The sequence below is a fragment of the Streptomyces sp. NPDC004788 genome, from assembly GCF_053601115.1.
The window spans coordinates 57,601-81,275 of the sequence record NZ_JBSGBF010000030.1 but is presented as its reverse complement, the minus strand read 5'-3'; the positions used below and the strand labels follow the sequence as shown (position 1 = coordinate 81,275).

The window sequence follows — 23,675 nt, the reverse complement described above, 5'->3', positions numbered from 1 at the left end:
GGTCTTGAAAAATACCACCCGCTTATATAACAATAACATGGTGGCAATCCTATTGGTTTGCCCCGCTTCCCTTTTGTGGAGCTAAGGAGAATTGAACTCCTGACCTCCTGCATGCCATGCAGGCGCTCTACCAACTGAGCTATAGCCCCTTGTACGGGTTCTGTGGAGCTAAGGAGAATTGAACTCCTGACCTCTTGCATGCCATGCAAGCGCTCTACCAACTGAGCTATAGCCCCTTGTTTAGTTGTGTCGGCCCGGTCTCCCGTGCGGCGACGGAAAGAACAGTAACCGGCCGCCCGGCCGATCGCCAAATCCGTATCCGGGGCCGCTCCGGACGGGCGGGTAGGGTCGCCACCTGTGTCCGTCTCCGCGCCCTCCCCCACCCGCGCCCGGCCGTGGCCTTTGGTCACCGCCGCGGCGGTCTGTCTGCTCTCGTTCACCGCGTTCTGGGTGGCGCAACGCCTCGCCCACGTGAACATGCTGGATGTGATGGTCTACCGCGCGGAGGCCGAGACCCTGCGGGCCGGCGGCGACCTGTACGCGATGCGCGCCACCTCGGCGAACCTCGCCATGACCTATCCGCCGTTCGCGGCCGTGCTGTTCCTGCCGCTGACGCTGGTGGGCGTGCCCCTGATGCGGACGCTGAACACCGCCGGGAACCTGCTCCTCGTGGTGGCCCTGGTACAGCTGTCGCTCCAGCTGGTCCGCCCGGCGCTCGCCCGTCCCGGCGCGCGCGCCGACCTGTGGCGCACGACACTGTGGATCGCCGCGGTCGTCGTGTGGTGCGAACCGGTGTGGACGACGCTGCGGTACGGGCAGATCAACCTGCTGATAGCGGTGGCGGTGCTGTGGGACCTGACCCGCCGCGAGGGGAGCCGCGGCAGCCGCTGGGCGGGCCTGGGCATCGGACTCGCCACGGCCGTGAAGCTCACCCCTGGTCTCTTCGTGGTCCTGCTGTTCGCCGCCGGGCTGCTGCTGTGGCGGCGGGACCGTGCCGCGGGCGCCGGTTCGGGCCGGGGCGTGAACGCGTGGCTGCGTACGGCGCTGACGGCGACCGGTGTGTTCCTGGCGACGACGCTGGTGATGGCCGTGGCGCTGCCGGCCGCATCGAGGACGTTCTGGACGCGGACGCTGTTCGAGACGGGCCGGGTCGGCCACACCGAGGAGACGGCCAACCAGTCCCTCAGCGGCGTCCTGGCCCGGCTGATGCACACCGACGCGCCGGGCCTGTGGTGGGTGGCCGCGGCCGTGCTGCTCGGCGGTGCGGCGATGGTGCTCGCGGTACGGGCGGCGGTGCGCGGCGACCGCGCGGTGGCCGTGGTGATCACCGCGTTCACGGCGCTGATGATCAGCCCGATCTCGTGGTCGCACCACTGGGTGTGGGCCGTGCCCCTGCTGATCCTGTTGTACGAGCGCTGCACGCGCGCGTGGCCGGTGACGGCGGCGGTGGCCCTGGCCTTCGCCTCGTTCGCGCTGTGGTGGGTGCCGCACGACCCGGGCCGGCCCGAACTGGAGCAGAACGCGGGCCAGATGCTGCTCTCGGCGGTCTACCCGCTGACGGCGCTCGCGGTCTTCGCCGGCTACGCGCTGTCGCTGCGGCGGGCGCGGAACGAGGCCCTCCCGACCGCGGTCCCGCACCCCCGGGACGAGACGCGGGAGGCCCAGGACGCCCAGGAGACGCACGAGACGCGCGAGCCCCAGGCCCCTCAGGCCGCTCGGCCCGCTCGGACCGTTCAGGCCGTCGCGAAGGAGTAGAACCGCTTCAGGGTGCAGTGCTCGTCGAGGAGCCGACCGTAGATCGGCTCCCCCTCGAGTTCGCGGTAGGTCTCGATGGGGTCGCCTTTTATGATCAGCGCCCGCGCGCACTCCTCGCACCAGTACTGGAACGAGGGGTTCACGGGGTCCATGTCGCGGACGATGGGCGTCCCGCTGCCACACCAGTCGCACTTCCGCCGGTGCGCGCCCATCACTCGGCTCCCGTCACGGTCGCGGCACACGCCGCCCCTGCGAGGAGTGGTGTCCATGGTCCTGGGGCGGAATCCGCGACGGCATCGGCTGCGATCTCCTCGGCACCGTCCACGGCCATGCGCGCTCCCTCCCGTCCGGACCCTCTTCCCCTCCGGCGGTCCGATTCTGCCATGGCCCCGCAAGGGGGTCAGCGTCGTCGGCGGAGCAGGCTCGCCGATGCCCCCAGGACCGCCGCCGCGGCCAGCGCGAGGGTGCACACCCAGAGCGCGTCGGCGGACATGTGCGCCCCCGGCCCGGTGATCCTGCCCAGGAAGAGCGCGCCGAAAGCGGCGACGCCGATCAGCTGGCCGAGCTGGGTGACGGTGGCGAGCAGTCCGCTGGCGTCGGCGGCGTCCGCGGGCCGTACGGTCGCGAGCGCGCCGGTCAGGACCGGGCTGAAGGCCAGTGCGAGGCCCGCGCCCATGGCGCACAGGGCCGGGTAGAGCGCCCAGCCGCCCGCGCCGCCGTCCTTCAGGACGGCGCCCACGCCGGCCGAGGAGACGGCCGTGAGGAGGAAGCCGCCGGTCACCAGGAAGGGCTGCAGCCGGGCCGGCCAGCGCCGCCAGGTGAGACCGACCAGCCCGAAGACGGCGGCGGTCGGCGCGAAGGTGAGGCCGGTGCGCAGGGCGCTGTGCCCGAGCCCGCCCTGGAGGTGCAGGGTGAGGAGGAACAGGAACCCCGCGTTGACGCCCGTCGCGACGGCGATCCGCACGACGGCCCGGCCGATGCCGGGGGCGCGCAGCACCCGGGGTGCGATGAGCGGGGCGCCGCCGCGCCGGGCCAGCCGGGCCTCGTACGCGCCGAAAGCGGCGAACAGGAGCAGCGCGCCGCCGAACGACAGCCAGGTCCACAGCGGCCAGCCCTTCTCCTGGCCGAGGACGAGCGGGACGGTGAGGAGCGTGACGGAGCCCGCGAGCAGCAGCAGTCCGGACAGGTCGAGGGAGCGGGCCCGCTCGGCCCCGGTGCCCGCGTCGCGCGGCAGCACCTTGCGGCCGAGGGCCAGCAGGACGGCTCCGATGGGCACGTTGACCAGGAAGACCGGGCGCCAGCCGGTGCCGAACAGGTCGGCGCTGACGAGGACGCCGCCGAAGACCTGGCCGGCCGCCGCGCCGGTGGCGAGGACGGCGGAGTAGACGCCGAGCGCGCGGACCCGGGCCTCGCCGGTGAAGTTGCGCTGGATGAGACTGAGCACCTGAGGGATCATCAGGGCCGATCCGGCGCCCTGGACGACCCGGAAGGCGATCAACTGGCCGGTGTCGGCGGCCAGTCCGCAGGCGAGCGAGGCGGCGGTGAAGAGTGCGAGCCCGGCGAGGTGGACGCGCCGGTGGCCGAGCCGGTCGCCGAGCCGTGCGCCGGTGATCAGCAACACCGCGTAGGCGATGGTGTATCCCGCGACGACGAGCTGGATCCCGGCGCCGGTGGCGGCGAGTTCGGTACGGATGGTGGGGGCTGCGACGTTGACGATGAAGACGTCGAGCAGGGCCATGAACTGGGCGGCGAGCACGGCGCCGAGCAGCGCACCGGGGCGATTGTCGGTGGCGGGGTCTTTACTGAGTACGGGACGTGTGGTGGTCGTCGTCATGGGAAGAGCGTGGCGCCGACCCGATACGGGTAACGAGAGCCCGTCGATGCTGGTACCGACAGCACCTGGCAACGGCGGTGCGGGGACTCGACCATGGGGGCGTGACGACTGTGGCAGCACCGAGTGAGACCCGGCGCAGGCCGGAGCTGGCGGCGTTCCTGCGCAGCCGGCGGGCGCGGGTGACGCCCGCGGACGTGGGCATGCCGCCGGGCCTGAGGCGGCGCACGCCGGGGCTGCGGCGCGAGGAGGTGGCGCAGCTCTCCGGTGTCGGAGTGACCTGGTACACCTGGCTGGAGCAGGGGCGGCCGATCAACGCCTCGCCGCAGGTCCTCGACGCCGTGGCCCGTACGCTGCGGCTCGACCGGCCGGAGCGCGAGCACCTGTACCACCTCGCCGAGGTGCCGTACGAGCCCGAGGCCGCGGCCGAGCACGTGCTGGCGGTCAGCCCGGAGATCCAGGGCGTCCTGGACGCCCTGGTGCCGCAGCCGGCCGTGGTCTACAACGCGCGGTACGACGTGCTGGCCACCAACGCCGTGTACGACCTGCTGTTCCTGCGGGAGGACGGCAGGCCCTGGACGGGTCCGCTCGGTGTGCGCAACGTGCTGTGGACCCTGTTCACCATGCCCGAGGACAAGTGCCCGGTGGTCGACAAGCGGCAGGAGCTGCCGGTGATGGTGGCCCAGCTGCGCGGGGCGTACGGACGCCATGTGGGCGAGCCGGCCTGGGAGTCGCTCGTGCGGCTGCTGTGCGAGGCGAGCCCGTACTTCACGGAGCTGTGGCGCAGCGGCGACGTGGTGCCTCCGGGCACCCGGGTGAAGACCTTCCGGCACCAGCGGGTGGGCGAGATACGGATGACCTCGGTGTCGCTGTCGATCAACGGGATGCCGGAGTGCCGGATCATCACCTACCTGCCCAAGGACGAGGAGAGCCGACGGGCCATCGACCTGCTGCTGAAGGAGAAGTGACGGGCCGACGACCCGACCCGGGCAGGACCAGGGCTGGACCGGAGGGGGAAACGACGGATCCCGCCCCCTGCTGGGGACGGGATCCGGTGATTGTGGAGCTAAGGAGAATTGAACTCCTGACCTCCTGCATGCCATGCAGGCGCTCTACCAACTGAGCTATAGCCCCGCGCGTTCTTCGCGCTCCGCGCTGCGAACAAGATGAACTCTAGCCTGTGACCTGCCGGAAAGTGAAATCGGATCCGGCAGGCCACACGCCAGGGCTCAGGTGTCGTCGCCGAGGACGGGCTCGGGCAGCGTGCCGGCGTTGTGCTCCAGGAGGCGCCAGCCACGCGCGCCCTCGCCGAGGACGGACCAGCAGCAGTTGGAGAGGCCGCCCAGGGACTCCCAGTGCCGGGCCTCCAGGTCGAGCAGCCGGCCGATCGTGGTGCGGATCGTGCCGCCGTGGCTGACCACGACGAGCGTGCCGTCCTCGGGCAGCTTGTCGGCGTGCTCCAGGACCACCGGGGCGGCCCGGTCGGCCACCTCGGTCTCCAGCTCGCCGCCGCCCCGGCGCACCGGCTCGCCGCGCTTCCAGGCGGCGTACTGCTCGCCGTACCGCGCGGTGATCTCGTCGTGCGTCAGGCCCTGCCACTCCCCCGCGTAGGTCTCGCGGAGCCCGGAGTCGAGGGCGACGGTGTGACCGGTGAGGGCGGACAGCTCGGCGGCCGTGGCGGCCGCCCGCTTGAGGTCCGAGGAGACGATGGCGTCCGGCTTCAGCGCGGCGAGCAGCCGGGCGGCCCGGCGCGCCTGGGCGACGCCGGTGTCGGTCAGCTCGATGTCCGTGGAGCCCTGGAAGCGGCGCTCCAGGTTCCAGGAGGTCTGGCCGTGGCGCCACAACACGATGCGGCGGCCGGTGCCGCCCTTGCCGCTGGTCAGCTCAGCTCACCGTCCGCTCCGTCGGCGCCGGTCAGCCGGGCGTGCTCCTCGGCCTTGCCGCGCGTCTTCAGCGCGTCCTCGGGAAGCGGCAGCTCGGGGCAGTCCTTCCACAGCCGCTCCAGGGCGTAGAAGACGCGCTCCTCGCTGTGCTGGACGTGGACGACGATGTCGACGTAGTCGAGGAGGATCCAGCGGGCGTCGCGGTCGCCCTCGCGGCGCACCGGCTTGGCGCCGAGCTCCTTGAGGAGCCGCTCCTCGATCTCGTCGACGATCGACTTGACCTGGCGGTCGTTGGGCGCGGAGGCGAGCAGGAAGGCGTCGGTGATCGACAGCACGTCGCTGACGTCGTACGCGATGATGTCGTGAGCGAGCCGGTCGGCCGCCGCCTGGGCGGCGGCGTTGACGAGCTCGATGGAGCGATCCGTGGCGGTCACAAGCAGGCTTTCGTCGGCGGTCTGAGTCACCTCAAGGGTCTCATGTACCGCCGACGGTCCCGAAAACGATTATCGGAGGGTCACTGCTTGGTGCCGGGGATCTTGTAGTCACCGCCGAGCACGACCGTGACCTGGGCGTTCCCGGTGGGCTTGCCCTTGGTGACGGAGCCGAGGGGCAGGCCGAGGGTCTTGGCGACCTCCACGGCGGTCGCCTTCTGGCCGTCGTCGGCGTAGAGGACCTGGGACTTCTCCTCGGTGTCGGCCTTGGTGCCGCCGACCACGGCGTAGCCGCCGTTGATCAGGACGACGCGGGCCGCCTCGGTGGCTTCCTTGCCGGTGGCGTCGCGGATCGCGACCCGGGTGGCGCCGCCCTGGTCGGGAGCGCTGACCTTGCCGCCGAGGATGTCCTTGACGACGCTGTCGCTGGTGGCCTCGCTGAGCGAGCCGTCGGGCTCGACGGGCAGCAGGGCGGTCTTGTAGTCGCCGACCTTGGCGTGCTCGGCGAGCTTGGCGAGGGAGGCGCCGAGGTCCTTCTCGGGCAGCGACGGGTCGAGGATCTGGGCGAGGGTCTCGATCGTCATCGTGGCGGCCTTGGGGTCGTCGGAGATCTTCCGCAGCACCCCGTACATCACCTGGCCGAACCGCTGGAGCTGCTTGGCCTCGGCCTCGCCGGGCGCCCGGTAGGTGGCGTAGGCGACGGCGGCGCGGCCGTTGAGGGTCTGGTTCTCGCCCTTCCTGACCAGCGGCTCGGCGCCGGGCTTCTCGCCGGGCACGTCGGTGTCGGTGGTGATGTCGATGTCGCTGACCAGCTCGACGAGGTTCTCCAGGTACGGGGTGTCGAGCCGCCAGGTACCGGTGATCTTGGCGCCGAGGAGGTTCCCGATGGCCTCGCGGGTGCCGCTGGAGCCGTCGTCCTCGACGGACTTGGCGAGCGTGGTGGTGGAGCCCTCGTCGTCGGCGACGGCGAGCGAGTTGGGGAGCAGGACGGTGGTGCCCTGCTTGGTGGTGGTGTTGTCCACGAGGAGGGCGGTGGAGGTGCCGCCGCCCTTGGTGTTGTGCAGGTGGACGACGATGGTGTCGCGCTGCTGCGGCCCGGTGGCGGTGTTCTGCTGCTGCGTGCCGCTGGACGTGCCGGGGAGCTTGCCGGCCGACCAGAGCCAGCCGACGCCGCCGACGACGGCGAGCGCGAGGACGACGACGAGGGCGACGACGCGGTTGCGGCCGCGCCGACGGGCCTCCTCGCGGCGCTCGGACCGGCTCTCGGTGAACTTCAGCCAGTCGATGACGTCCTCGGAGTCCTCGTCGGGCTCCTCGATGAACGAGAACTGCTCGGTGCGGTACGCGCGGCCGGCGTCGTCCGGCGCCGGGCGCTGCCCGGGCACGGGCGCGGGCGCGGCGGACGCCCGCTCCTGGGCCGGAGCCGGGGCGGGGGCCTGCGGCGGGACGTGAGGGGTCTGCGGCGCGGGCGCGGGCTCGGTCTGGACGGCCCACTGCTGCCCGGTCTGGCCGGTGGCGTCGTAGGAGGTGTAGTCGTACGCGGGGGGCTGCGCGGCGTACGGGTCGTACTGCGGCTGCTGCTGTCCGTACGGGTCGTAGCCGTAGCCCTGGGGCTGCGCCGGGGGCTGCTGCGCCGGCGGCCGGGGGGCCTGCGGCTGCTGCTGGTGCTGCTGTCCGTAAGGGTCGTACTGGTCGTACTCGTAGTGCTGCTGCGGGACCTGCTGCTGGTACACCGGCTGCCCGTACGCGTCGTAGCCGATGATCTGCGGCTGCTGGTAGTACGGGTCGTACGGGTTCTGCTGATCGTTCACCGGTGGCCCTCCCCGAGGCTCACTCGCCGCGGTACAACTGGCGCTTGTCGATGTAGCGCACCACACCGTCCGGGACCAGATACCAGACCGGGTCGCCCTGTGCGACCCTCGCCCGGCAGTCCGTGGAGGAGATGGCGAGCGCGGGGACCTCGACCAGCGACACCCCGCCCTTGGGCAGGCCGTCGTCGGTGAGGTCGTGACCGGGGCGGGTGACGCCGATGAAGTGCGCGAGCGCGAACAGTTCCTCGGCGTCGCGCCAGGTGAGGATCTGGGACAGGGCGTCGGCACCGGTGATGAAGAAGAGGTCCGAGTCCGTGTTGAGGTCGCGCAGGTCCCGCAGCGTGTCGATGGTGTACGTCGCGCCGCCTCGGTCGATGTCGATGCGGCTGACGGAGAACTGCGGGTTGGACGCGGTGGCGATGACCGTCATCAGATAGCGGTCCTCGGCCGGCGAGACGGCCTTGTGGCTCTTCTGCCACGGCTCTCCGGTCGGCACGAACACCACCTCGTCGAGGTGGAACAGGGCGGCCACCTCACTGGCGGCCACCAGGTGTCCGTGATGGATCGGGTCAAACGTTCCGCCCATCACGCCGAGTCGGCGTTTGCCGCGACCGCCAGTAGGCATTTCCTGCTCTCCCATGCGTGCAGAGCCTACTGGCACGGCGGCGGACGCCGGATCAGCGGCCTCCCGGCTCAGCGGTCGCGGTTGAAGCGGGTGGTGATCCACAGCAGCAGAAGGAGCGCGAGCAGGGCGCCGCCACCCGTGACGAACGGGTTGAGGCTTTCGTGGTTGCCGCCTTCGGCACCCTCGGCGAGCGTGACCAGGTTGGCGGCGGTGGCGTGGAGGCTCATCTTCGGCAGGACCTTCGATCGGGGATGGGAGCGGAGACTTCGCGCACATCGTATGCGGCGCGTCGCCGAGCGCTCACGCCGACTCAGGCGTTGGCGTCACCGGGACCGTTCTCGGCGCGCGTCGCGGCTGCCCGCGACCCGCCTTCCGCGACCTCACCGGCCGGGGCCTCGGCCCGGCCCGCGGCCTCTGCCCCGGACGCCTCGGGTGCTTCGGAGTCCTCGGCGCCCTTGCCGTAGCCGCGCACCAGGAACCAGGCGAGCAGGGCGCCGCCGACCATCGAGACGAGCAGCACGATCCGCAGCGTGTCGCCCGGCCCCTGCGTGGAGGCGGCGGCGAGCAGGGAGGCGACGGCGGTGGTCGCGGTGTCCGTCATGGTGTCGTGCTCCTCGGTTGTCCACAGTGCCCGAGTTATCCACAGGCTCCGGCACACGGTAGCCCCCTCGCCTAGGCTGGGTCGCGTCAGGGGGACGAGCACCGACTCGTACGAACAGGGGGCATCCATGTCCGACAACCAGGAGAACCTGCCCGGCCGGCGGCGCAAGCGCTTCCCGGGTATCTCCTCGCGGGCCTACGAACACCCGGCAGACCGCTCGGCGCTGGTCGCGCTGCGCAAGCTGAGCGGCTTCGACACCGTCTTCAAGGCGCTGAGCGGGCTGCTGCCCGAGCGCAGTCTGCGGCTCATCTTCCTCTCCGAATCCGTGCGGGTGAGCGACGCCCAGTTCCCGCACCTCAACGCCATGCTGCGGGACGCCTGTTACATCCTGGACCTGGAGAAGGTCCCGCCGATGTACGTCACGCAGGACCCGCAGCCGAACGCGATGTGCATCGGCCTCGACGAGCCGATCATCGTCGTCACCACCGGTCTGGTGGAGCTGCTCGACGAGGAGGAGATGCGGGCCGTCGTCGGGCACGAGGTGGGTCACGCGCTCTCGGGCCACTCCGTCTACCGCACGGTGCTGCTCTTCCTCACCAGCCTGGCCCTCAAGGTCGCCTGGATACCGCTGGGGAACGTGGCGATCATGACGATCGTCACCGCGCTGCGCGAGTGGTTCCGCAAGTCGGAGCTCTCGGCCGACCGGGCCGGGCTGCTCGTGGGTCAGGACCTGCAGGCGTCCATGCGCGGCCTGATGAAGATCGCGGGCGGCAACCACCTGCACGAGATGAACGTGGACGCGTTCCTCGCCCAGGCCGACGAGTACGAGAAGGGCGGCGACCTGCGCGACTCCGTGCTGAAGATCCTGAACGTGCTGCCGCGCTCGCACCCGTTCCCCACGATCCGGGCGGCCGAGCTGAAGAAGTGGTCGGAGACCCGCGACTACCAGCGGATCATGGACGGCCACTACCCGAAGCGCTCGGAGGACAAGGACACCTCGGTGACCGACTCGTTCCGCGAGTCGGGGCGGCACTACGCGGACTCCGTGCGCAGCAGCAGGGATCCGCTGATGAAGCTGGTCAGCGACATAGCCGGCGGCGCCGGGGACCTCGCCGGCGACCTCGGCGGAAAGCTGTTCGGCCGGTTCGGCAACGGCGGCAGCGGCAGCGGCAGCGGCAGCGGCAGCGGCAGCGGCAGCGGCAGCGGCAGCGGCAGCGGCAGCGGCAGCAAGGACGCGGGCGGCAGCAGGGACGGAGGCGGCAAGAACGGGCCTGACGCAGCCGCTCAGGGGCCCGCTCAGGGCTCGACGGGCACGCCCGGCGACGGCCGCGACTCCGGGCAGGGGCCTGGCCAGGGCTCGGGTCAGAACGAGGGCTGAGCGCTCGGGGCCAGCACGCCGCAGACCGAGGAGACGGCGGGCGCGGCCGTGGCGTACGGGTCGGTGGCGGCCTGCCGGCTCCGGTCGGCGGCCCGCTCGCCCGCCAGCAGGGGGCGCAGCGAGCCGGTGGTGTCGGCGTCGCAGGACTGCGGGCCGGCCTGGACGGCGCTGGTGAGCAGCTCGGCGCGGTGCGCCTGCAGGTCCTCGCGGTCGAAGCGGAAGCGCAGCTCGCGGTGGACGGTGAACAGCGAGGCCCGCGGGGCCGGGCCGTTGCCGGCGGTGGCGGGGCGGACGGCGTAGGTGAAGGTGTGGTCCGCCGTGACCTCCATGAGGTCCGGGTTGATCTCCGCGAAGCGGAGGGTGCCCTGGACGCGGACGGAGGGGTCGGCGAGGACGACCCGGTGCGGGTCGAAGCGGACGAGCCAGCCGGCGACGGCGTGCCGGCCGTCGTCCTTGGACGACTCGACGCTGTGGTCGAACTGTTCCTGCTGGTCGGGGTCGATCAGCAGGCGGGGCGGGCGGACGGTGAGACCGGTCAGGACGCCCGGATCGAGGGAGGAGGCGACCAGGTAGTCCTTGGCGATGCCGAGGGCCGTGACGACCTGGGACTCGGAGAAGTGGGTGGTGCGCCCGGCCAGCGGGAGGTTGATGCCGGCGGCGCCGACGCGGTACTCGGCGGCGGGGCTGTGCGCGAAGAGCTGTTCCGGGGTGCCGCCCGGGACCGGGCCCTGGGGGGTGAGCGGGACCACGGTGGAGCGAAGCGGCTCGGCCGGCTGGTCGACGGGGGGCTGGTAGGGGTTGCGGACGCCGAGGTAGACGGCGGTGCCGAAGGCCAGGAGGATCAGCAGGACGAGCAGCAGGGCCTGCCGGGAGCCGCTGCGGCCCTCCCAGGACGACCGGGTGCGGACGGCCTGGGCGTGTTCGCCCATCCGTTCCCGGGCGGAGAACTCCTGGAGGCGGGCAGCCCGGACGAACGCCTCGTCGAAGACGACGGATCGGTATTCGTCCTCACCGCCGGGGAGTCCCTCAGGGGTCCCCTCAGGCGGGTCGCCACGCCCTGCCATACCTTCAGGGTAGGTCGGTGGAAGCCCCCGTAAACGCCCAGGTACACGACAACTTCGGAAGAAATCGACCGGCGCTGCGACGAACGGGTCAAGGGGTGCCGGGAGCCGCCGGGACGGCGGGTGCGGACGGCGCGGTGGCCATGGTGGGGACGGCGCGCGGTTTGTCGACGTCGGTGGTGGCCGGCGGCTGGATGCGGTCCTGCCGGTTGTTGGCCGCGCCCCGGTAGACGGCGCTGAAGGCGAGGGCGACCATGCCGACGCCCATCACCAGGGCGAGCACCCAGGCGACCGGGCGGTGCCAGCGGGCGCTGCTCCGGTACGGGCGCAGGGCGCCGCCGTGCGGGCCGTAGGGGCCGAGCTCGTCCTCGGCGGTGTCCGGGTCGTAGCCCTCGGGGAGGCGGCCGCCGTCGTAGGCGTCGTCGTAGAGGTCGTCGTCGGCCAGACCGGCCACGGCCCGGGCGCGGGCGGCCTCGGCCTCGGCGCGGGCCTGGGCGGCGGCGAGCAGCCGCTCGACGGCGGTGGGCTCGTGGAAGGCGGCGGCCCGTACGAAGTCCTCGTCGAAGACCACGGTGGCGAAGTCGTCGTCTGCGCCGCCGCGGTCGACAGAGTCCTCGGGGTCCCCGCCGTTCTGGAACGGCCTGCCCCCCACGTCGTCCGGCACGGGTTCAGAGTAGCCCCGGCAGGGCGTTTTGGGCAGGGAAAGCGCGAGCCGTCCCTGCCCCGTATCCGCCGTCGTCCGGGCCGCGCCGGGGCGGGCGGGGTCCGCCGGACGAGTGGTTCGCGGGTTACCGGATGTGACCGTCGCCGGTCACGATGTACTTGGTGGAGGTGAGTTCCGGGAGGCCCATCGGGCCCCGGGCGTGCAGCTTCTGGGTGGAGATGCCGATCTCGGCGCCGAAGCCGAACTGTCCGCCGTCCGTGAAGCGGGTGGAGGCGTTGACGGCGACGGTGGTGGAGTCGACCAGCTGGGTGAAGCGGCGGGCCGCGGCCTGGGAGGTGGTGACGATGGCCTCGGTGTGACCGGAGGTCCAGAGCCGGATGTGCTCGACGGCCCGGTCCAGGGAGTCAACAACGGCGGCGGCGATGTCGTACGAGAGGTACTCGGTCTCCCAGTCCTCGGGGGTGGCCGGGACGATGGTGGCCTTGCTGCCCTCGGCGAGGGCGAGGACCCGCTCGTCGGCGTGGACGGTGACGCCGGCCTCGGCCAGGGCGTCCAGGGCGCGCGGCAGGAAGGCGGCGGCGATGTCCTGGTGGACCAGGAGGGTCTCGGCGGCGTTGCAGACGCTGACCCGCTGGGCCTTGGAGTTGACGAGGATGTCGACGGCCATGTCGATGTCGGCCTCGGCGTCCACGTAGACGTGGCAGTTGCCGGTGCCGGTCTCGATGACGGGGACGGTGGACTCCTCGACGACCGTCTTGATGAGGGAGGCGCCGCCGCGCGGGATGAGGACGTCGACGAGGCCGCGGGCGCGCATCAGCTCGCGCACCGAGTCACGGGACTCGCCGGGGACGAGCTGGATGGCGTCGGCGGGCAGCCCGGCGCCGCCGACGGCGTCGCGGAGCACCTTCACCAGGGCGCTGTTGGAGGAGTACGCGGAGGACGAGCCGCGCAGCAGGACGGCGTTGCCGGACTTGAGGCAGAGGGCGGCGGCGTCGACGGTGACGTTGGGCCGGGCCTCGTAGATGATGCCGACCACGCCGAGCGGGACGCGGATCTGGCGCAGGTCGATGCCGTTGGGGAGGGTGGAGCCGCGGACGACCTCGCCGACCGGGTCGGGCAGGGCGGCCACGTGCCGGACGTCGGCGGCGATGGCCCGGACCCGCTCGGGGGTGAGGGTGAGCCGGTCGATGATGGCCTCGCTGGTGCCGGCCTCGCGGGCGCGCGCGATGTCCTCGGCGTTGGCCTCGACGATCTCGGCCGTGCGGACCTCCAGGGCGTCCGCGACGGCGAGCAGGGCGTCGTCCTTCGCCGCGCGCGGGAGTGGCGCGATCTCGGCGGCCGCGGCGCGGGCCCGGTAGGCGGTCTGGGTGACCGGGGACATGTTGTCGAAGGGCATGAGCGAGGTCATGTCCGCAGGGTACTGGCACCGCTGCGGACATCCCTCACGTGTCCGTCGGCCGTCCCGATCTGCGAGACGTCGACGGGCGGGCACCGGCCGGCCCGGCTTTGGCCGAATCCGAGCGCCGGACGCCGGTGCCTCGCTCTGCCCCGGCCCCCGCGCTCAGTAGGGGTGGACGCCGACCGGGGCGGCCGGCGGCGGGCCGTAGCCCTCGGCGATCCGCTGGTGGTAGGTCTCGCGGTCGATGACCTCCAGGCCGACGATCTCCCACGGCGGCAGCTGGGCGCTCAGCCGGTGTTCGCCCCACAGCCGCAGCGCGACGGCCGCGGCGTCGTGGAGGTCGCGGGCCTCCTCCCAGTAGCGGATCTCGGCGTGGTCGTTGGCATAGCGGCTGGTCAGCAGGAAGGGGTGGTCGTGGGCCAGCTGTTCCAGGGCCCGGCGCACCTCCTTCAGCGGGGCCGCCCGCCCGGAGACGCTGAGGGTGATGTGCCAGAGCTTCGACACCTCCACCGCAGCCTCCCGGCCTCGTGCCCCTGTGTCCTCGGCGGATTCCTCGTCAATGTCGTCGATGTCGTCGAAGTCGTCGAAGTCGGCTCCGGCCTCGACGCTCGTCAGGGCGCGTTCGGCCGTCCCGCGGGGGTGTGCCCCTGGGCGCGCTCGTCTCACCGGCGGCCTCCTGTGTGATGCCTGTGCTGCGTGCTTGTCGCATGCTGCTGCGTTCTGCTGCGCGTGCTGTCTTCTCCCGCCCCTCTTGTCCCCGAGACAAAGTTGACCAGTCCGGGGCGGGGCATGGGGCGGTTTTGGTAAAGGTCCCTACCGGATGACCAGACTTTCAGCCGTTTCGGTTCACAGGCGGGATTTTCACGAGCCGCTCACATCACGACGAGGTCGTCGCGGTGCACGACCTCGCGCTCGTACTCCGGGCCCAGCTCGCGGGCCAGGTCGCGGGTGGAGCGGCCGAGCAGCTGGGGCAGTTCCTTGGCGTCGAAGTTGACGAGGCCACGGGCGACGGCGCGGCCCGCCGTGTCGCGCAGCTCCACCGGGTCGCCGGCCGAGAACTCGCCCTCGACGGCGGCGATTCCGGCGGCGAGCAGCGACTTCTTGCCCTCGACCACGGCCGTCACGGCCCCGTCGTCGAGGACCAGCGCGCCCTGCGGGGTGGAGGCGTGGGCGAGCCAGAGCAGCCGGTCGGCGGAGCGGCGGCCGGTGCGGTGGAAGTACGTGCCGGTGTCGCGGCCGGCGAGGGCGTCGGCGGCGCGGCTGGCGGAGGTGAGGACGACGGGGATGCCGGCGGCCGCGGCGATCCGGGCCGCCTCGACCTTGGTGACCATGCCGCCGGTGCCGACGCCCGCCTTGCCGGCCGAGCCGATCTCGACGTGGGCGATGTCGTCGGGGCCGCTGACCTCCGCGATGCGCGAGGTGCCGGGCTTGGCCGGGTCGCCGTCGTAGAGCCCGTCCACGTCCGAGAGCAGCACGAGCAGGTCGGCGCGGACGAGGTGGGCGACGAGGGCGGCGAGCCGGTCGTTGTCGCCGAACCGGATCTCGTCGGTGGCGACGGTGTCGTTCTCGTTGACGACCGGCAGCGCGCCCATGTCGAGCAGCTGGTCGAGGGTCCGGTAGGCGTTGCGGTAGTGGGCCCGCCGGCTGGTGTCGTCGGTGGTGAGCAGCACCTGGCCGACCCGCACCCCGTAGCGGGCGAAGGAGGCGGTGTAGCGGGCGACGAGCAGGCCCTGGCCGACGCTGGCGGCGGCCTGCTGCCGGGCCAGGTCCTTGGGGCGGCGGGTCAGGCCGAGCGGGGCGAGGCCGGCCGCGATGGCGCCGGAGGAGACCAGGACGATCTCCTTCTCGCCGCCGCTGCGGACCTTGGCGAGGACGTCCACGAGGGCGTCCACGCGGTCGGCGTCGAGCCCGCCGGACGCGGTGGTCAGCGAGGACGAGCCGACCTTCACGACGATCCTGCGGGCTTCCGTCACGTACTGCCTTGCCACTGTCACCTGCGTCGTCCTTGCCGTCGTGCTCGCGGTCCTGCTCGCGGCCCTGCTCGTGATCCTGATCGGCAGGCAATCTACGCGAGCCGGATCGGCCGCCGCCCCTCTATTCCGCGAGCTGGACCGGTTCGGCCCGGACCGGCCCGGGCCCGGCGGAGCTCCCGGTGTGCGCCGCCCAGGCCGAGGCGATCATGGCACGGACGTCGTGGCGGGCCTTCCAGTCCAGCTCGGCGGAGATCCGCTCGGCCGACGCCACCACCTTCGCCGGGTCGCCGGGGCGGCGCGCGACGACCTCGGGGGCGACCGGGCGGCCGGTCACCTCGCGGATCAGGTCGATCATCTCCCGGACGGAGACGCCTTCGCCTCGCCCGATGTTGAGGGTCAGGTCGCGCGGCTCGCCGGCTGCCGCGTACGCGTCGAGGCGGCGGGCGGCGGCCAGATGGGCGTCGGCGAGGTCGGCGACGTGGATGTAGTCGCGGATGCAGGTGCCGTCGGGGGTCGCGTAGTCGTCGCCGAAGATCAGCGGCGGCAGACCGGCGTCGAGCCGCTGGAAGACCATCGGTACGAGGTTGTGCACGCCGGTGTCGGCGAGCGCGGGCTCGGCGGTGCCGGCCACGTTGAAGTAGCGCAGGCAGGAGGTGGCCATGCCGTGGGCGCGGCCGACGGCGCGCACCATCCACTCGCCCGTGACCTTCGTCTCGCCGTACGGGCTGAGCGGGGCGCACGGGGTGTCCTCGGTCACCAGGTCGGTGTCGGGCATCCCGTACACCGAGGCGGAGGAGGAGAAGAGGAAGCCGCGCACGCCGGCCGCGGCGGCCGCCTCCAGGAGGATCTGGAGGCCGGTCACGTTCTCGCGGTAGTAGAGGAGCGGGCGTTCGACGGATTCGCCGACGGCCTTCTTCGCGGCGAGGTGCACGATCCCGTGGATCCGGTGCTCGCGCAGCACGCGGTCGACGAAGGGCCGGTCGAGGACGGTGCCGCGCTCCAGCGGCACGCCGGCCGGGACCCTGGCCGGGTCGCCGGTGGACAGGTCGTCCAGGACGACGACCCGTTCACCGGCCTCCGCCATGGACTTGACGACATGGGAACCGATGTAGCCGGCGCCGCCGGTGATGAGCCACGTCATTCGGGCACCCTAACGCGGATCGCCCGGCGGGTGACGCGGGCGCCGAACGATCGACGCCCGCACGACCGGCCCCGGCGGGATCGGCCCCGCGCGGCCGGCCCCGGTGTCAGCCCCGCGAGGCCAGCGAGGTCCGGAACGCCACGCACTCCTCGTACACCGGCAGGATCCCGGCCTCGCGGGCCTGGGCGAGGGTCGGGCTCTGGGCGTCCTTGGCGGACAGCTCGGGCTCGCCGTCGACCGGCCACTCGATGGCGATCTCCGGGTCGAGCGGGTGGATCCCGTGCTCGCGCTGCGGCGCGTACCCCTCGGAGCAGAGGTACGAGACGGTGGCGTCGTCCGTCAGCGCGCAGAAGCCGTGGCCGAGGCCCTCGGAGAGGTAGACGGCCTTGCGGTCCTGGTCGTCGAGGCGGACGGCCTCCCAGCGGCCGAAGGTCGGCGAGCCGACCCGGACGTCGACGATGATGTCGAGCACCGCGCCGCGCACGCACGTCACGTACTTCGCCTGGCCGGGCGGCACGTCGGCGAAGTGGATGCCGCGCACGACGCCGGCGGAGGAGACGGAGAGGTTGCCCTGCTTCAGGTTCAGGGGGTGACCGACGGCCTCGGTGAGCACGTCCGCCTTGTACCACTCCAGGAACAGACCGCGGGCGTCACCGTGCTGCTGCGGGACGAACTCCCAGGCACCTTCGATGCCGAGCGGGTTGACCTTCATGGATAGTGCCGCTTCCTTTTAATGGACTTCTCAGGAATGGACCGCGCGGGACCGGACCGGAACGGACCGGACCGCGCGCGGGACGGACCGCTCAGGCCCGCTCGGCCTCGTACGCGAGCAGGTTGAGCAGATAGTCGCCGTATCCACTCTTGGTGAGCGGCTCGGCGAGGCGGCGCAGGTGGACGTCGTCGATGAAGCCGGCCCGCCAGGCGGCCTCCTCCAGGCAGCCGATCTTCATGCCCTGGCGCTCCTCGACCACGCGGACGTACTCGGACGCCTGGACGAGGGACTGGAAGGTGCCGGTGTCCAGCCAGACGGTGCCGCGGTCCAGGACCGAGACCTGGAGCTCGCCGCGGTCCAGGTAGTGGCGGTTGACGTCGGTGATCTCCAGCTCGCCGCGGGCGCTCGGCTCAAGGCCCTTGGCGATCTCGACGACCCGGCTGTCGTAGAAGTAGAGGCCCGGCACCGCGTAGCGGGACTTCGGGTTCTTCGGCTTCTCCTCGATGGAGCGGGCGCGGCCGTCCTCGTCGAAGTCGACGACGCCGTAGGCGGTGGGGTCGGAGACGGCGTGCGCGAAGACCACGCCGCCCGCGGGCTTGCTGTAGTCGGCGAGCTGCCGGCCGAGGCCCACGCCGTGGAAGATGTTGTCGCCGAGGATCAGCGCGACGGGGTCGTCACCGATGAACTCCTCGCCGATGACGAACGCCTCGGCGATGCCGTTGGGGTGCTCCTGCGTGGCGAACGTGATGTCGAGACCGAAGTCGGACCCGTCGCCGAGCAGGCGCTCGAACTGCGGGCGCTCCTCGGGGCCGGTGATGACCAGGATCTCCCGGATCCCCGCCATCACGAGGGTGGTCAGGGGGTAGTAGATCATCGGCTTGTCGAAGACCGGCATCAGCTGCTTCGACACGGCCCGGGTGATCGGCCAGAGTCGGGAGCCGGTACCACCGGCGAGCAAAATTCCACGCATGGGCAAGCAGCCTACGGCAGCCCCGCAGGGCCTGCTCGCCACGGCGGCCGTGTGAACGGCCACGGAACGGCTCGGGAAACCCACCCCATAGAATGGTGTCTCTTATGAAGATTCTCGTCACCGGCGGCGCCGGGTTCATCGGTTCACAGTTCGTGCGGGCACTGCTCACCGGAGAGCTGCCCTCGGGCGAAGGCGCTGAGGTCACCGTCCTGGACAACCTCACCTACTCGGGGAACGAGGCGAACCTCGCCCCGGTGGCGGACAAGCCCGGCTACACCTTCGTGCAGGGCGACATCCGCGACTACGCGACCGTCGACGACGTGATGCGCGGGCAGGACGCGGTGGTGCACTTCGCCGCCGAGTCGCACGTCGACCGGTCGATCCTGGACTCCTCCCCGTTCGTGACGACGAACGTGCTCGGCACCCAGGTGCTGCTCGACGCCGCCAAGCGGCACGGCGTCGGCCGTTTCGTGCACGTCTCCACCGACGAGGTGTACGGCTCGATCGCCGAGGGCTCGTGGACCGAGGACTGGCCGCTCGCGCCGAACTCCCCGTACTCGGCGTCCAAGGCGGGCTCGGACCTGCTGGCGCTGTCGTACCACCGCACGCACGGCATGGACGTCGTCGTGACGCGCTGCTCCAACAACTACGGGCAGTACCACTTCCCCGAGAAGATGATCCCGCTGTTCACCACGAACCTGCTGGACGGGAAGAAGGTGCCGCTGTACGGCGAGGGCCTGAACATCCGCGACTGGCTGCACGTCTCGGACCACTGCCGGGGCATCGAGATGGTGCTGCGCGGCGGCCGGGCCGGTGAGGTCTACCACATCGGCGGCGGCACCGAGGTCACCAACAAGGAGCTGACCGGGCTGCTGCTCGACGCCTGCGGCGCGGGCTGGGACATGGTCGAGCACGTCGAGGACCGCAAGGGCCACGACCTGCGCTACTCGCTCTCCATCGCCAAGATCCAGGAGGAGCTGGGCTACACCCCGCAGGTCTCCTTCGAGCAGGGTCTCGCCGACACCGTGCGCTGGTACCGCGAGAACCGCGCCTGGTGGGAGCCGCTGAAGGCCAAGGCGGCGCTGGCCTGATGGGCACCGCACAGACCCGCTGGCTGATCACCGGCGCGGCCGGCATGCTCGGCCGCGAGCTCGCCGACGTGCTGGCCGAGGCGGGCGCGGACGTCACCGCGCTCACCCGCAAGGACCTCGACATCACCGACGCCGAGGCGGTCCGCGCGGCCGTCGCCGGTCACGACGTGGTCGTCAACGCCGCCGCCTGGACCGATGTCGACGGCGCCGAGGCCGAGGAGGCCGCGGCCACCCGGATCAACGGCGACGGGCCGCGCGTCCTCGCCGCGGCCTGCGCCTCCTCCGGCGCGGTGCTGCTCCAGGTGTCGACCGACTACGTCTTCCCGGGCGACGCCACCGAGCCGTACCGGCACGACGCCCCCACCTCCCCGATCAACGCCTACGGCCGGAGCAAGCTCTCCGGCGAGCAGGCCGTCCTGGAGCTGCTCCCGGAGCGCGGTTACGTGATCCGCACGGCGTGGCTGTACGGGGCGCACGGCCGGAACTTCGTGTCGACCATGCTGGGCCTGGCCGGGCAGCGCGAGACCGTCGACGTGGTCGACGACCAGCGCGGCCAGCCGACCTGGACCCGGGCGCTCGCCCGGCAGCTGCGCGACCTCGGCGAGGCGGCCCTCGCGGGCCGGGCCCCGGCAGGCGTCTACCACGGCACGGCCACGGAGACGGCGACCTGGTTCGACCTGGCGCGGGCGGCCTTCGAGCTGACCGGCCTGGATCCGGAACGGGTGCGCCCGACCACGTCCGAGAAGTTCGTACGTCCGGCCCGCCGGCCCTCGTACAGCGTGCTCGCCCACGAGCGCTGGGCCGACGCGGGCGTCGCGCCCCAGCCGCACTGGCGCGAGCAGCTGACCGAGGCGCTGCGGACCATGGCACCGAACGGGTCCGGCGCGTGACCCTGCTCGACCGCATCACCACCGCGCTGCCGCGCGGCACCGCCTTCGTCGGCATCGGCACGGCGCTGCTCGGCGGCGCGAACTACGTCCATCTCGCGGCGGCGGGCCACTCGCTCTCCGTCGACGACATGGCGAGTTTCTCCGTCCTGTGGACGATCGTCGCCTCCATCGGGCTGGGCCTGTTCTTCCCGGTCGAGCAGGAGATCACCCGGCTGGTCGCCGCCCGGGTGGTCGCCGGCGACGGCGCCCTGCCCGTGTTGCGGCGCGGGGCGACGCTCGCCTTCGGGCTGCTGGCGCTGGTGCTGGTGCCGCTGGTGGCGTTCGCGGGACCGCTCGCGGACGTGATCTTCCACGGCGACCGGAGCCTGGTGGCGGCGCTCGGTGGCGCCTTCGCGGCGCTGGCCTGCTCCTATGTCACCCGTGGTGTGCTCGCCGGCCTCGGCCGGTTCGGCGCGTACGGACTCCAGTTGGGCCTGGACGGCCTGCTGCGGATCGTGCTGTCGGTGGCCCTGGCGCTGGCCGGGGTGACCGACGCGTTCGTCTTCGCCGCCGTGATGACGGTGGCGCCGCTGATCGCGGTCCTGGTCACCCTGCCGCCGGTGCTGCGCGGGGCGCGGCCGGGTTCCACGGCACAGTGGGGGGCGCTCGTCGAGCACCTGGGACTGCTGATCGGCTCGACGCTGCTCGCGCAGGTGCTCGTCAACATCGCGGTGATCAGCACCAAGCTGATCGCGACGGACGACAGCGCCCTGGTGGCCGCGCTGCTGTCGGCGCTGGTCCTGGCGCGGGTGCCGCTGTTCGCCTTCGGCGCCTTCCAGGCCTCGCTGCTCGCGGGTCTGTCGACGGCCCAGGCCGAGGGCGACACGGCGGGCTACCGGCGCATGCTGCTGCGGGCCTGCGGGATCACGGCGGGACTGGGCGCGGTCTTCGGGGTCGGCGCGGTGGCGCTGGGTCCCGAGCTGCTGCCGATCCTCTTCGGCTCGCCGGACGTGCTGGGGCCGGTGGACTTCATGTGGCTGGCGCTCGGCACGGTGCTCTACATGCTGGCGATGATCCTGGGCCAGGCGCTGCTCACCAGTGGCGCGGCGCGCCTTCAACTGGGCACCTGGGTGGTCGGTACCGTGTTCCTGGCGGCGGTCACTCTCAGTCCCCTGGAGCTGCGCAGCAGGGTCGAAATCGCCTACGCTGTGGGGTCGCTCGCCGTGGTCACCTGCATGACGCTCGTTCTTCGCACTCGTGTAGGCTACCGTTCGGTGCACTCATAGGAATGATCACCATTCCGTCACTCTCCGTGACCATAGCGGCGGACAGTGGACTGCAATTCGGTGGCTCCTTCGCCAGCCGCCCAATCTTGGAAGAGTAGACAGGGCCTTTCCATGAGTCGTCCGATACACCGGAGCCTGGCGTGAAGTTGTGGATGCTGACTTCGGTCACCGGAGTCTTTCTCGTCGCGTGCATCGTGGAGCTGTTGCGTCGTCGCAAGCTCAAGGAGAAGTACGCGTTCCTCTGGGTCCTGACCGGACTGGTGATCATCCCGCTCGGCTTCTTCCCGAGCGGCCTCGACTCGGTCGCGCGCACGGTCGGCGTCCGTTCGGGCGTCAGTCTGCTCCTCTTCCTCAGCGTGGCGTTCCTCTTCATCGTCTGCCTGCAGCTGAGCTGGGAGGTGGGTCACCTCGAAGAGGAGGGCCGCACCCTTTCGGAGGAGGTGGCCCTCCTCCGCATCGACGTACAGGAGCTGCGGGCGCAGGCCGCCGAGCAGGCGCAGACGGGTGAGACGGCCGGCCAGGCCGGCCAGGGGGGCCTCAAGTGATCGACGGCAAGCGCGTACTGATCATCATGCCCGCGTGGAACGAGTCCGAGGGCGTCGCCGACGTCATCAAGGAGGTCCACACCACGCTTCCGGGTGTCGACGTCCTCGTCGTGGACGACGGCTCGGCCGACGGCACCAGCCGGGTGGCCCGCGAAGCCGGCGCGACCGTGATGACCCTCCCGTACAACCTCGGCGTGGGCGGCGCGATGCGCGCCGGCTACCGCTACGCGTACGACCGCGACTACGACGTCGCCATCCAGGTCGACGCCGACGGACAGCACGACCCGCGCAACGTCCCCGAGCTGCTCGCCCGCCTCGACGCCGGCGCCGACCTCGTGATGGGCGCCCGCTTCGCCGGCACCGGTGACTACGAGACCCGCGGCCCCCGCAAGTGGGCCATGGTCGTGCTCGCCTTCTGGCTGTCGAAGATGGCGAAGACCAAGCTGACCGACGTCACGTCCGGCTTCCGCGCCTCCAACCGCGACCTGATCGACGTCTTCGCGCACTGGTACCCGGTCGAATACCTGGGCGACACGGTCGAGTCCACGATCGCCGTGGTCCGGGCCGGCTACCGCGTCGAGCAGGTGCCCGTGGCCATGCGCCCGCGCACCACCGGCACCCCCAGCCAGTCGCCCTGGAAGGCCACGCTCTACCTGGGCCGCATCGGCATGATCCTGCTGCTCGCGCTCAGCCGCCGCTCCGAGCTCGGCCCCAAGCGGAAGGCCAAGTGACCGCGGTGCAGACCCTCGACATCATGCTGCCGCACTACGGTGACACCGCCCTGATGCAGGCCGCGGTGCGCAGCGTGCTGGAGCAGACCGACAAGGACTGGCGGCTGACCGTCGTCGACGACGGCAGGGAGCCCGGCGTCCCCGAGTGGTTCGCCTCCCTCGGCGACGACCGGGTCCGCTACATGCGCAACGAGCAGAACCTCGGCATCACCAAGAACTTCCGCAAGTGCGTGGAGCTGGTGGAGTCCACCCACTTCACCATGCTCGGCAGCGACGACCTGCTGCTGCCGAACTACGTCGCGACCATGCGCGCCGCGATCGCGGCCGTACCCGGCGCGGTGATCTACCAGCCGGGCGTCGAGGTCATCGACGAGCACGGCATGCCGTCCAGCACGCTCGGCGACGAGGTGAAGAAGCGGCTCTACGCGCCGAAGGACACCGGACGCCGCCTGGTGCTGTCCGGCGAGCCGCTGGCCGCGAACCTGCTGGGCGGGAACTGGCTGTACTTCCCCTCGATCGTGTGGCGCGCGGACGCGGTCAAGGAGATCAGCTTCCGTGAGGACCTGTCAGTCATCCAGGACCTGGCGCTGATCATCGAGCTGATCCGGCGCGGCGGGAAGCTGGTCGTCGAGCCCACCACCACCTTCCGCTACCGGCGCCACTCGGGCAGCCTGTCCTCCTCCGAGGCGGTCTCCGGCGCCCGCTTCGGCGAGGCGGTCCGCTTCTTCAACGAAGTGGCCGACGAACTCGACCAGCACGGCTGGCCCAAGGCCGCCCGCGCCGCGCGTCGACATCTGTCCATGCGACTGCACGCGCTGACCATGGTCCCCGGGGCGCTGCGCCACGGACAGTCGAAGACCATACGAACCCTCCTCGGCTACGCCCTGTCGACGAGCCGACGCTGACCCGGCGGCCACG

Annotated in this window: 25 protein-coding genes and 3 tRNA genes; 9 read left to right on the top strand and 19 right to left on the bottom strand. The window is 71.7% G+C overall.

Features of this window, described 5'->3' with window-relative positions; genetic code table 11:
* Positions 1-76 precede the first annotated feature (76 nt).
* Both ACWEJX_RS16155 and ACWEJX_RS16150 read right to left on the bottom strand, forming a co-directional pair.
* Positions 77-149 (bottom strand) — tRNA-Ala (locus ACWEJX_RS16155).
* A gap of 14 nt (positions 150-163) precedes the next feature.
* Positions 164-236: transfer RNA gene (locus ACWEJX_RS16150), tRNA-Ala, on the bottom strand.
* A 121-nt stretch (positions 237-357) separates the two neighbouring features.
* Here ACWEJX_RS16150 and ACWEJX_RS16145 point away from each other — a divergent pair.
* Positions 358-1,755, top strand: a complete 1,398-nt coding sequence (locus ACWEJX_RS16145) for a glycosyltransferase 87 family protein (protein ID WP_451608071.1) — start codon at positions 358-360, stop codon at positions 1,753-1,755.
* Here the strand turns inward: ACWEJX_RS16145 and ACWEJX_RS16140 are convergent.
* Together ACWEJX_RS16140 and ACWEJX_RS16135 are read right to left on the bottom strand one after the other, a co-directional pair.
* Positions 1,734-1,967, bottom strand: coding sequence for a hypothetical protein (locus tag ACWEJX_RS16140; RefSeq protein ID WP_265862737.1), 234 nt, complete (start codon positions 1,965-1,967; stop codon positions 1,734-1,736). The genes ACWEJX_RS16145 and ACWEJX_RS16140 overlap by 22 nt on opposite strands.
* 188 nt (positions 1,968-2,155) lie before the next feature.
* Complete coding sequence (locus ACWEJX_RS16135; RefSeq protein ID WP_451608070.1) at positions 2,156-3,589, bottom strand: MFS transporter; 1,434 nt, start codon at positions 3,587-3,589, stop codon at positions 2,156-2,158.
* A gap of 101 nt (positions 3,590-3,690) precedes the next feature.
* Between ACWEJX_RS16135 and ACWEJX_RS16130 the strand changes: the two genes are divergently transcribed.
* Entirely contained in the window at positions 3,691-4,554 is an 864-nt protein-coding gene (locus tag ACWEJX_RS16130; RefSeq protein ID WP_451608069.1) for a helix-turn-helix transcriptional regulator, read from the top strand.
* Positions 4,555-4,647: 93 nt separating this feature from the next.
* Here ACWEJX_RS16130 and ACWEJX_RS16125 read toward each other — a convergent pair.
* The 7 genes from ACWEJX_RS16125 to ACWEJX_RS16095 form a co-directional block, all read right to left on the bottom strand.
* A tRNA-Ala gene (locus tag ACWEJX_RS16125) sits at positions 4,648-4,720 on the bottom strand.
* A 95-nt stretch (positions 4,721-4,815) separates the two neighbouring features.
* The gene (locus ACWEJX_RS16120) at positions 4,816-5,469 is read right to left on the bottom strand and encodes a histidine phosphatase family protein (RefSeq protein WP_451608072.1); all 654 of its coding nucleotides are present in this window, start codon (positions 5,467-5,469) and stop codon (positions 4,816-4,818) included.
* On the bottom strand, positions 5,466-5,903 hold the full coding sequence (rsfS, locus tag ACWEJX_RS16115; protein WP_403792986.1) for a ribosome silencing factor: 438 nt from the start codon (positions 5,901-5,903) through the stop codon (positions 5,466-5,468). Before rsfS ends, ACWEJX_RS16120 begins: the two co-directional genes overlap by 4 nt.
* Before the next feature lie 80 nt (positions 5,904-5,983).
* Entirely contained in the window at positions 5,984-7,711 is a 1,728-nt protein-coding gene (locus ACWEJX_RS16110) for an LCP family protein (protein WP_451608068.1), read from the bottom strand.
* A gap of 19 nt (positions 7,712-7,730) precedes the next feature.
* Entirely contained in the window at positions 7,731-8,351 is a 621-nt protein-coding gene (gene nadD, locus ACWEJX_RS16105; protein ID WP_403792983.1) for a nicotinate-nucleotide adenylyltransferase, read from the bottom strand.
* Positions 8,352-8,404: 53 nt separating this feature from the next.
* Positions 8,405-8,563, bottom strand: coding sequence for a hypothetical protein (locus ACWEJX_RS16100; RefSeq protein ID WP_451608067.1), 159 nt, complete (start codon positions 8,561-8,563; stop codon positions 8,405-8,407).
* 83 nt (positions 8,564-8,646) lie between these two features.
* Positions 8,647-8,937, bottom strand: a complete 291-nt coding sequence (locus ACWEJX_RS16095) for a hypothetical protein (protein WP_451608066.1) — start codon at positions 8,935-8,937, stop codon at positions 8,647-8,649.
* 127 nt (positions 8,938-9,064) lie between these two features.
* On the opposite strand from ACWEJX_RS16095, the gene ACWEJX_RS16090 reads away from it, so the two are divergent.
* Positions 9,065-10,315 carry a M48 family metallopeptidase gene (locus ACWEJX_RS16090; protein WP_451608065.1) on the top strand — a complete coding sequence of 417 codons (1,251 nt, stop codon included), beginning with the start codon at positions 9,065-9,067 and terminating at the stop codon, positions 10,313-10,315.
* Here ACWEJX_RS16090 and ACWEJX_RS16085 read toward each other — a convergent pair.
* The 8 genes from ACWEJX_RS16085 to rfbA all read right to left on the bottom strand — a co-directional run bounded on the left by ACWEJX_RS16085 (position 10,300) and on the right by rfbA (position 18,235).
* Entirely contained in the window at positions 10,300-11,379 is a 1,080-nt protein-coding gene (locus ACWEJX_RS16085) for an SCO2583 family membrane protein (RefSeq protein ID WP_451608064.1), read from the bottom strand. The genes ACWEJX_RS16090 and ACWEJX_RS16085 overlap by 16 nt on opposite strands.
* A gap of 88 nt (positions 11,380-11,467) precedes the next feature.
* Positions 11,468-12,040, bottom strand: a complete 573-nt coding sequence (locus tag ACWEJX_RS16080) for an SCO2584 family spore wall biosynthesis protein (RefSeq protein ID WP_451608063.1) — start codon at positions 12,038-12,040, stop codon at positions 11,468-11,470.
* A gap of 124 nt (positions 12,041-12,164) precedes the next feature.
* Positions 12,165-13,448: a glutamate-5-semialdehyde dehydrogenase gene (locus tag ACWEJX_RS16075; RefSeq protein ID WP_451608062.1), complete on the bottom strand. Its 1,284-nt coding sequence runs from the start codon at positions 13,446-13,448 to the stop codon at positions 12,165-12,167.
* 153 nt (positions 13,449-13,601) lie between these two features.
* Entirely contained in the window at positions 13,602-14,105 is a 504-nt protein-coding gene (locus ACWEJX_RS16070; RefSeq protein WP_451608061.1) for a hypothetical protein, read from the bottom strand.
* A 206-nt stretch (positions 14,106-14,311) separates the two neighbouring features.
* Entirely contained in the window at positions 14,312-15,412 is a 1,101-nt protein-coding gene (gene proB / locus ACWEJX_RS16065; RefSeq protein ID WP_403793618.1) for a glutamate 5-kinase, read from the bottom strand.
* A 121-nt stretch (positions 15,413-15,533) separates the two neighbouring features.
* Positions 15,534-16,553: a UDP-glucose 4-epimerase GalE gene (gene galE / locus ACWEJX_RS16060; protein ID WP_451608060.1), complete on the bottom strand. Its 1,020-nt coding sequence runs from the start codon at positions 16,551-16,553 to the stop codon at positions 15,534-15,536.
* Between the two features lie 106 nt (positions 16,554-16,659).
* Positions 16,660-17,265: a dTDP-4-dehydrorhamnose 3,5-epimerase gene (gene rfbC / locus ACWEJX_RS16055; protein WP_451608059.1), complete on the bottom strand. Its 606-nt coding sequence runs from the start codon at positions 17,263-17,265 to the stop codon at positions 16,660-16,662.
* Between the two features lie 91 nt (positions 17,266-17,356).
* Positions 17,357-18,235: a glucose-1-phosphate thymidylyltransferase RfbA gene (gene rfbA / locus ACWEJX_RS16050; protein WP_451608058.1), complete on the bottom strand. Its 879-nt coding sequence runs from the start codon at positions 18,233-18,235 to the stop codon at positions 17,357-17,359.
* 104 nt (positions 18,236-18,339) lie between these two features.
* Here rfbA and rfbB point away from each other — a divergent pair, with 104 nt between their 5' ends.
* From rfbB to ACWEJX_RS16020, 6 genes are all read left to right on the top strand, one after another.
* On the top strand, positions 18,340-19,326 hold the full coding sequence (rfbB, locus tag ACWEJX_RS16045; protein WP_451608057.1) for a dTDP-glucose 4,6-dehydratase: 987 nt from the start codon (positions 18,340-18,342) through the stop codon (positions 19,324-19,326).
* Positions 19,326-20,216 carry a dTDP-4-dehydrorhamnose reductase gene (gene rfbD / locus ACWEJX_RS16040; protein ID WP_451608056.1) on the top strand — a complete coding sequence of 297 codons (891 nt, stop codon included), beginning with the start codon at positions 19,326-19,328 and terminating at the stop codon, positions 20,214-20,216. The genes rfbB and rfbD overlap by 1 nt, the downstream gene beginning before the upstream one ends.
* A complete protein-coding gene (locus ACWEJX_RS16035) occupies positions 20,213-21,481 on the top strand; it encodes a lipopolysaccharide biosynthesis protein (protein ID WP_451608055.1) in 1,269 nt (422 codons plus the stop codon). Before rfbD ends, ACWEJX_RS16035 begins: the two co-directional genes overlap by 4 nt.
* A gap of 152 nt (positions 21,482-21,633) precedes the next feature.
* On the top strand, positions 21,634-22,026 hold the full coding sequence (locus ACWEJX_RS16030; protein ID WP_451608054.1) for a DUF2304 domain-containing protein: 393 nt from the start codon (positions 21,634-21,636) through the stop codon (positions 22,024-22,026).
* Entirely contained in the window at positions 22,023-22,757 is a 735-nt protein-coding gene (locus ACWEJX_RS16025) for a glycosyltransferase family 2 protein (protein ID WP_451608053.1), read from the top strand. Before ACWEJX_RS16030 ends, ACWEJX_RS16025 begins: the two co-directional genes overlap by 4 nt.
* Positions 22,754-23,662 (top strand): glycosyltransferase family 2 protein, encoded by a 909-nt coding sequence (locus ACWEJX_RS16020; protein ID WP_451608052.1) that lies wholly within the window; start codon positions 22,754-22,756, stop codon positions 23,660-23,662. Before ACWEJX_RS16025 ends, ACWEJX_RS16020 begins: the two co-directional genes overlap by 4 nt.
* Positions 23,663-23,675 lie beyond the last annotated feature (13 nt).

Bases quoted from the DNA above. Each gene is read 5' to 3' on its own strand.
- ACWEJX_RS16140 (WP_265862737.1), bottom strand. From the start codon at position 1,967: ATGGGCGCGCACCGGCGGAAGTGCGACTGGTGTGGCAGCGGGACGCCC.
- ACWEJX_RS16135 (WP_451608070.1), bottom strand. From the start codon at position 3,589: ATGACGACGACCACCACACGTCCCGTACTCAGTAAAGACCCCGCCACC.
- nadD (WP_403792983.1), bottom strand. From the start codon at position 8,351: ATGGGAGAGCAGGAAATGCCTACTGGCGGTCGCGGCAAACGCCGACTC.
- ACWEJX_RS16100 (WP_451608067.1), bottom strand. From the start codon at position 8,563: ATGAGCCTCCACGCCACCGCCGCCAACCTGGTCACGCTCGCCGAGGGT.
- ACWEJX_RS16095 (WP_451608066.1), bottom strand. From the start codon at position 8,937: ATGACGGACACCGCGACCACCGCCGTCGCCTCCCTGCTCGCCGCCGCC.
- ACWEJX_RS16090 (WP_451608065.1), top strand. From the start codon at position 9,065: ATGTCCGACAACCAGGAGAACCTGCCCGGCCGGCGGCGCAAGCGCTTC.
- ACWEJX_RS16085 (WP_451608064.1), bottom strand. From the start codon at position 11,379: ATGGCAGGGCGTGGCGACCCGCCTGAGGGGACCCCTGAGGGACTCCCC.
- ACWEJX_RS16075 (WP_451608062.1), bottom strand. From the start codon at position 13,448: ATGACCTCGCTCATGCCCTTCGACAACATGTCCCCGGTCACCCAGACC.
- galE (WP_451608060.1), bottom strand. From the start codon at position 16,553: ATGACGTGGCTCATCACCGGCGGCGCCGGCTACATCGGTTCCCATGTC.
- rfbC (WP_451608059.1), bottom strand. From the start codon at position 17,265: ATGAAGGTCAACCCGCTCGGCATCGAAGGTGCCTGGGAGTTCGTCCCG.
- rfbA (WP_451608058.1), bottom strand. From the start codon at position 18,235: ATGCGTGGAATTTTGCTCGCCGGTGGTACCGGCTCCCGACTCTGGCCG.
- rfbB (WP_451608057.1), top strand. From the start codon at position 18,340: ATGAAGATTCTCGTCACCGGCGGCGCCGGGTTCATCGGTTCACAGTTC.
- rfbD (WP_451608056.1), top strand. From the start codon at position 19,326: ATGGGCACCGCACAGACCCGCTGGCTGATCACCGGCGCGGCCGGCATG.
- ACWEJX_RS16030 (WP_451608054.1), top strand. From the start codon at position 21,634: ATGCTGACTTCGGTCACCGGAGTCTTTCTCGTCGCGTGCATCGTGGAG.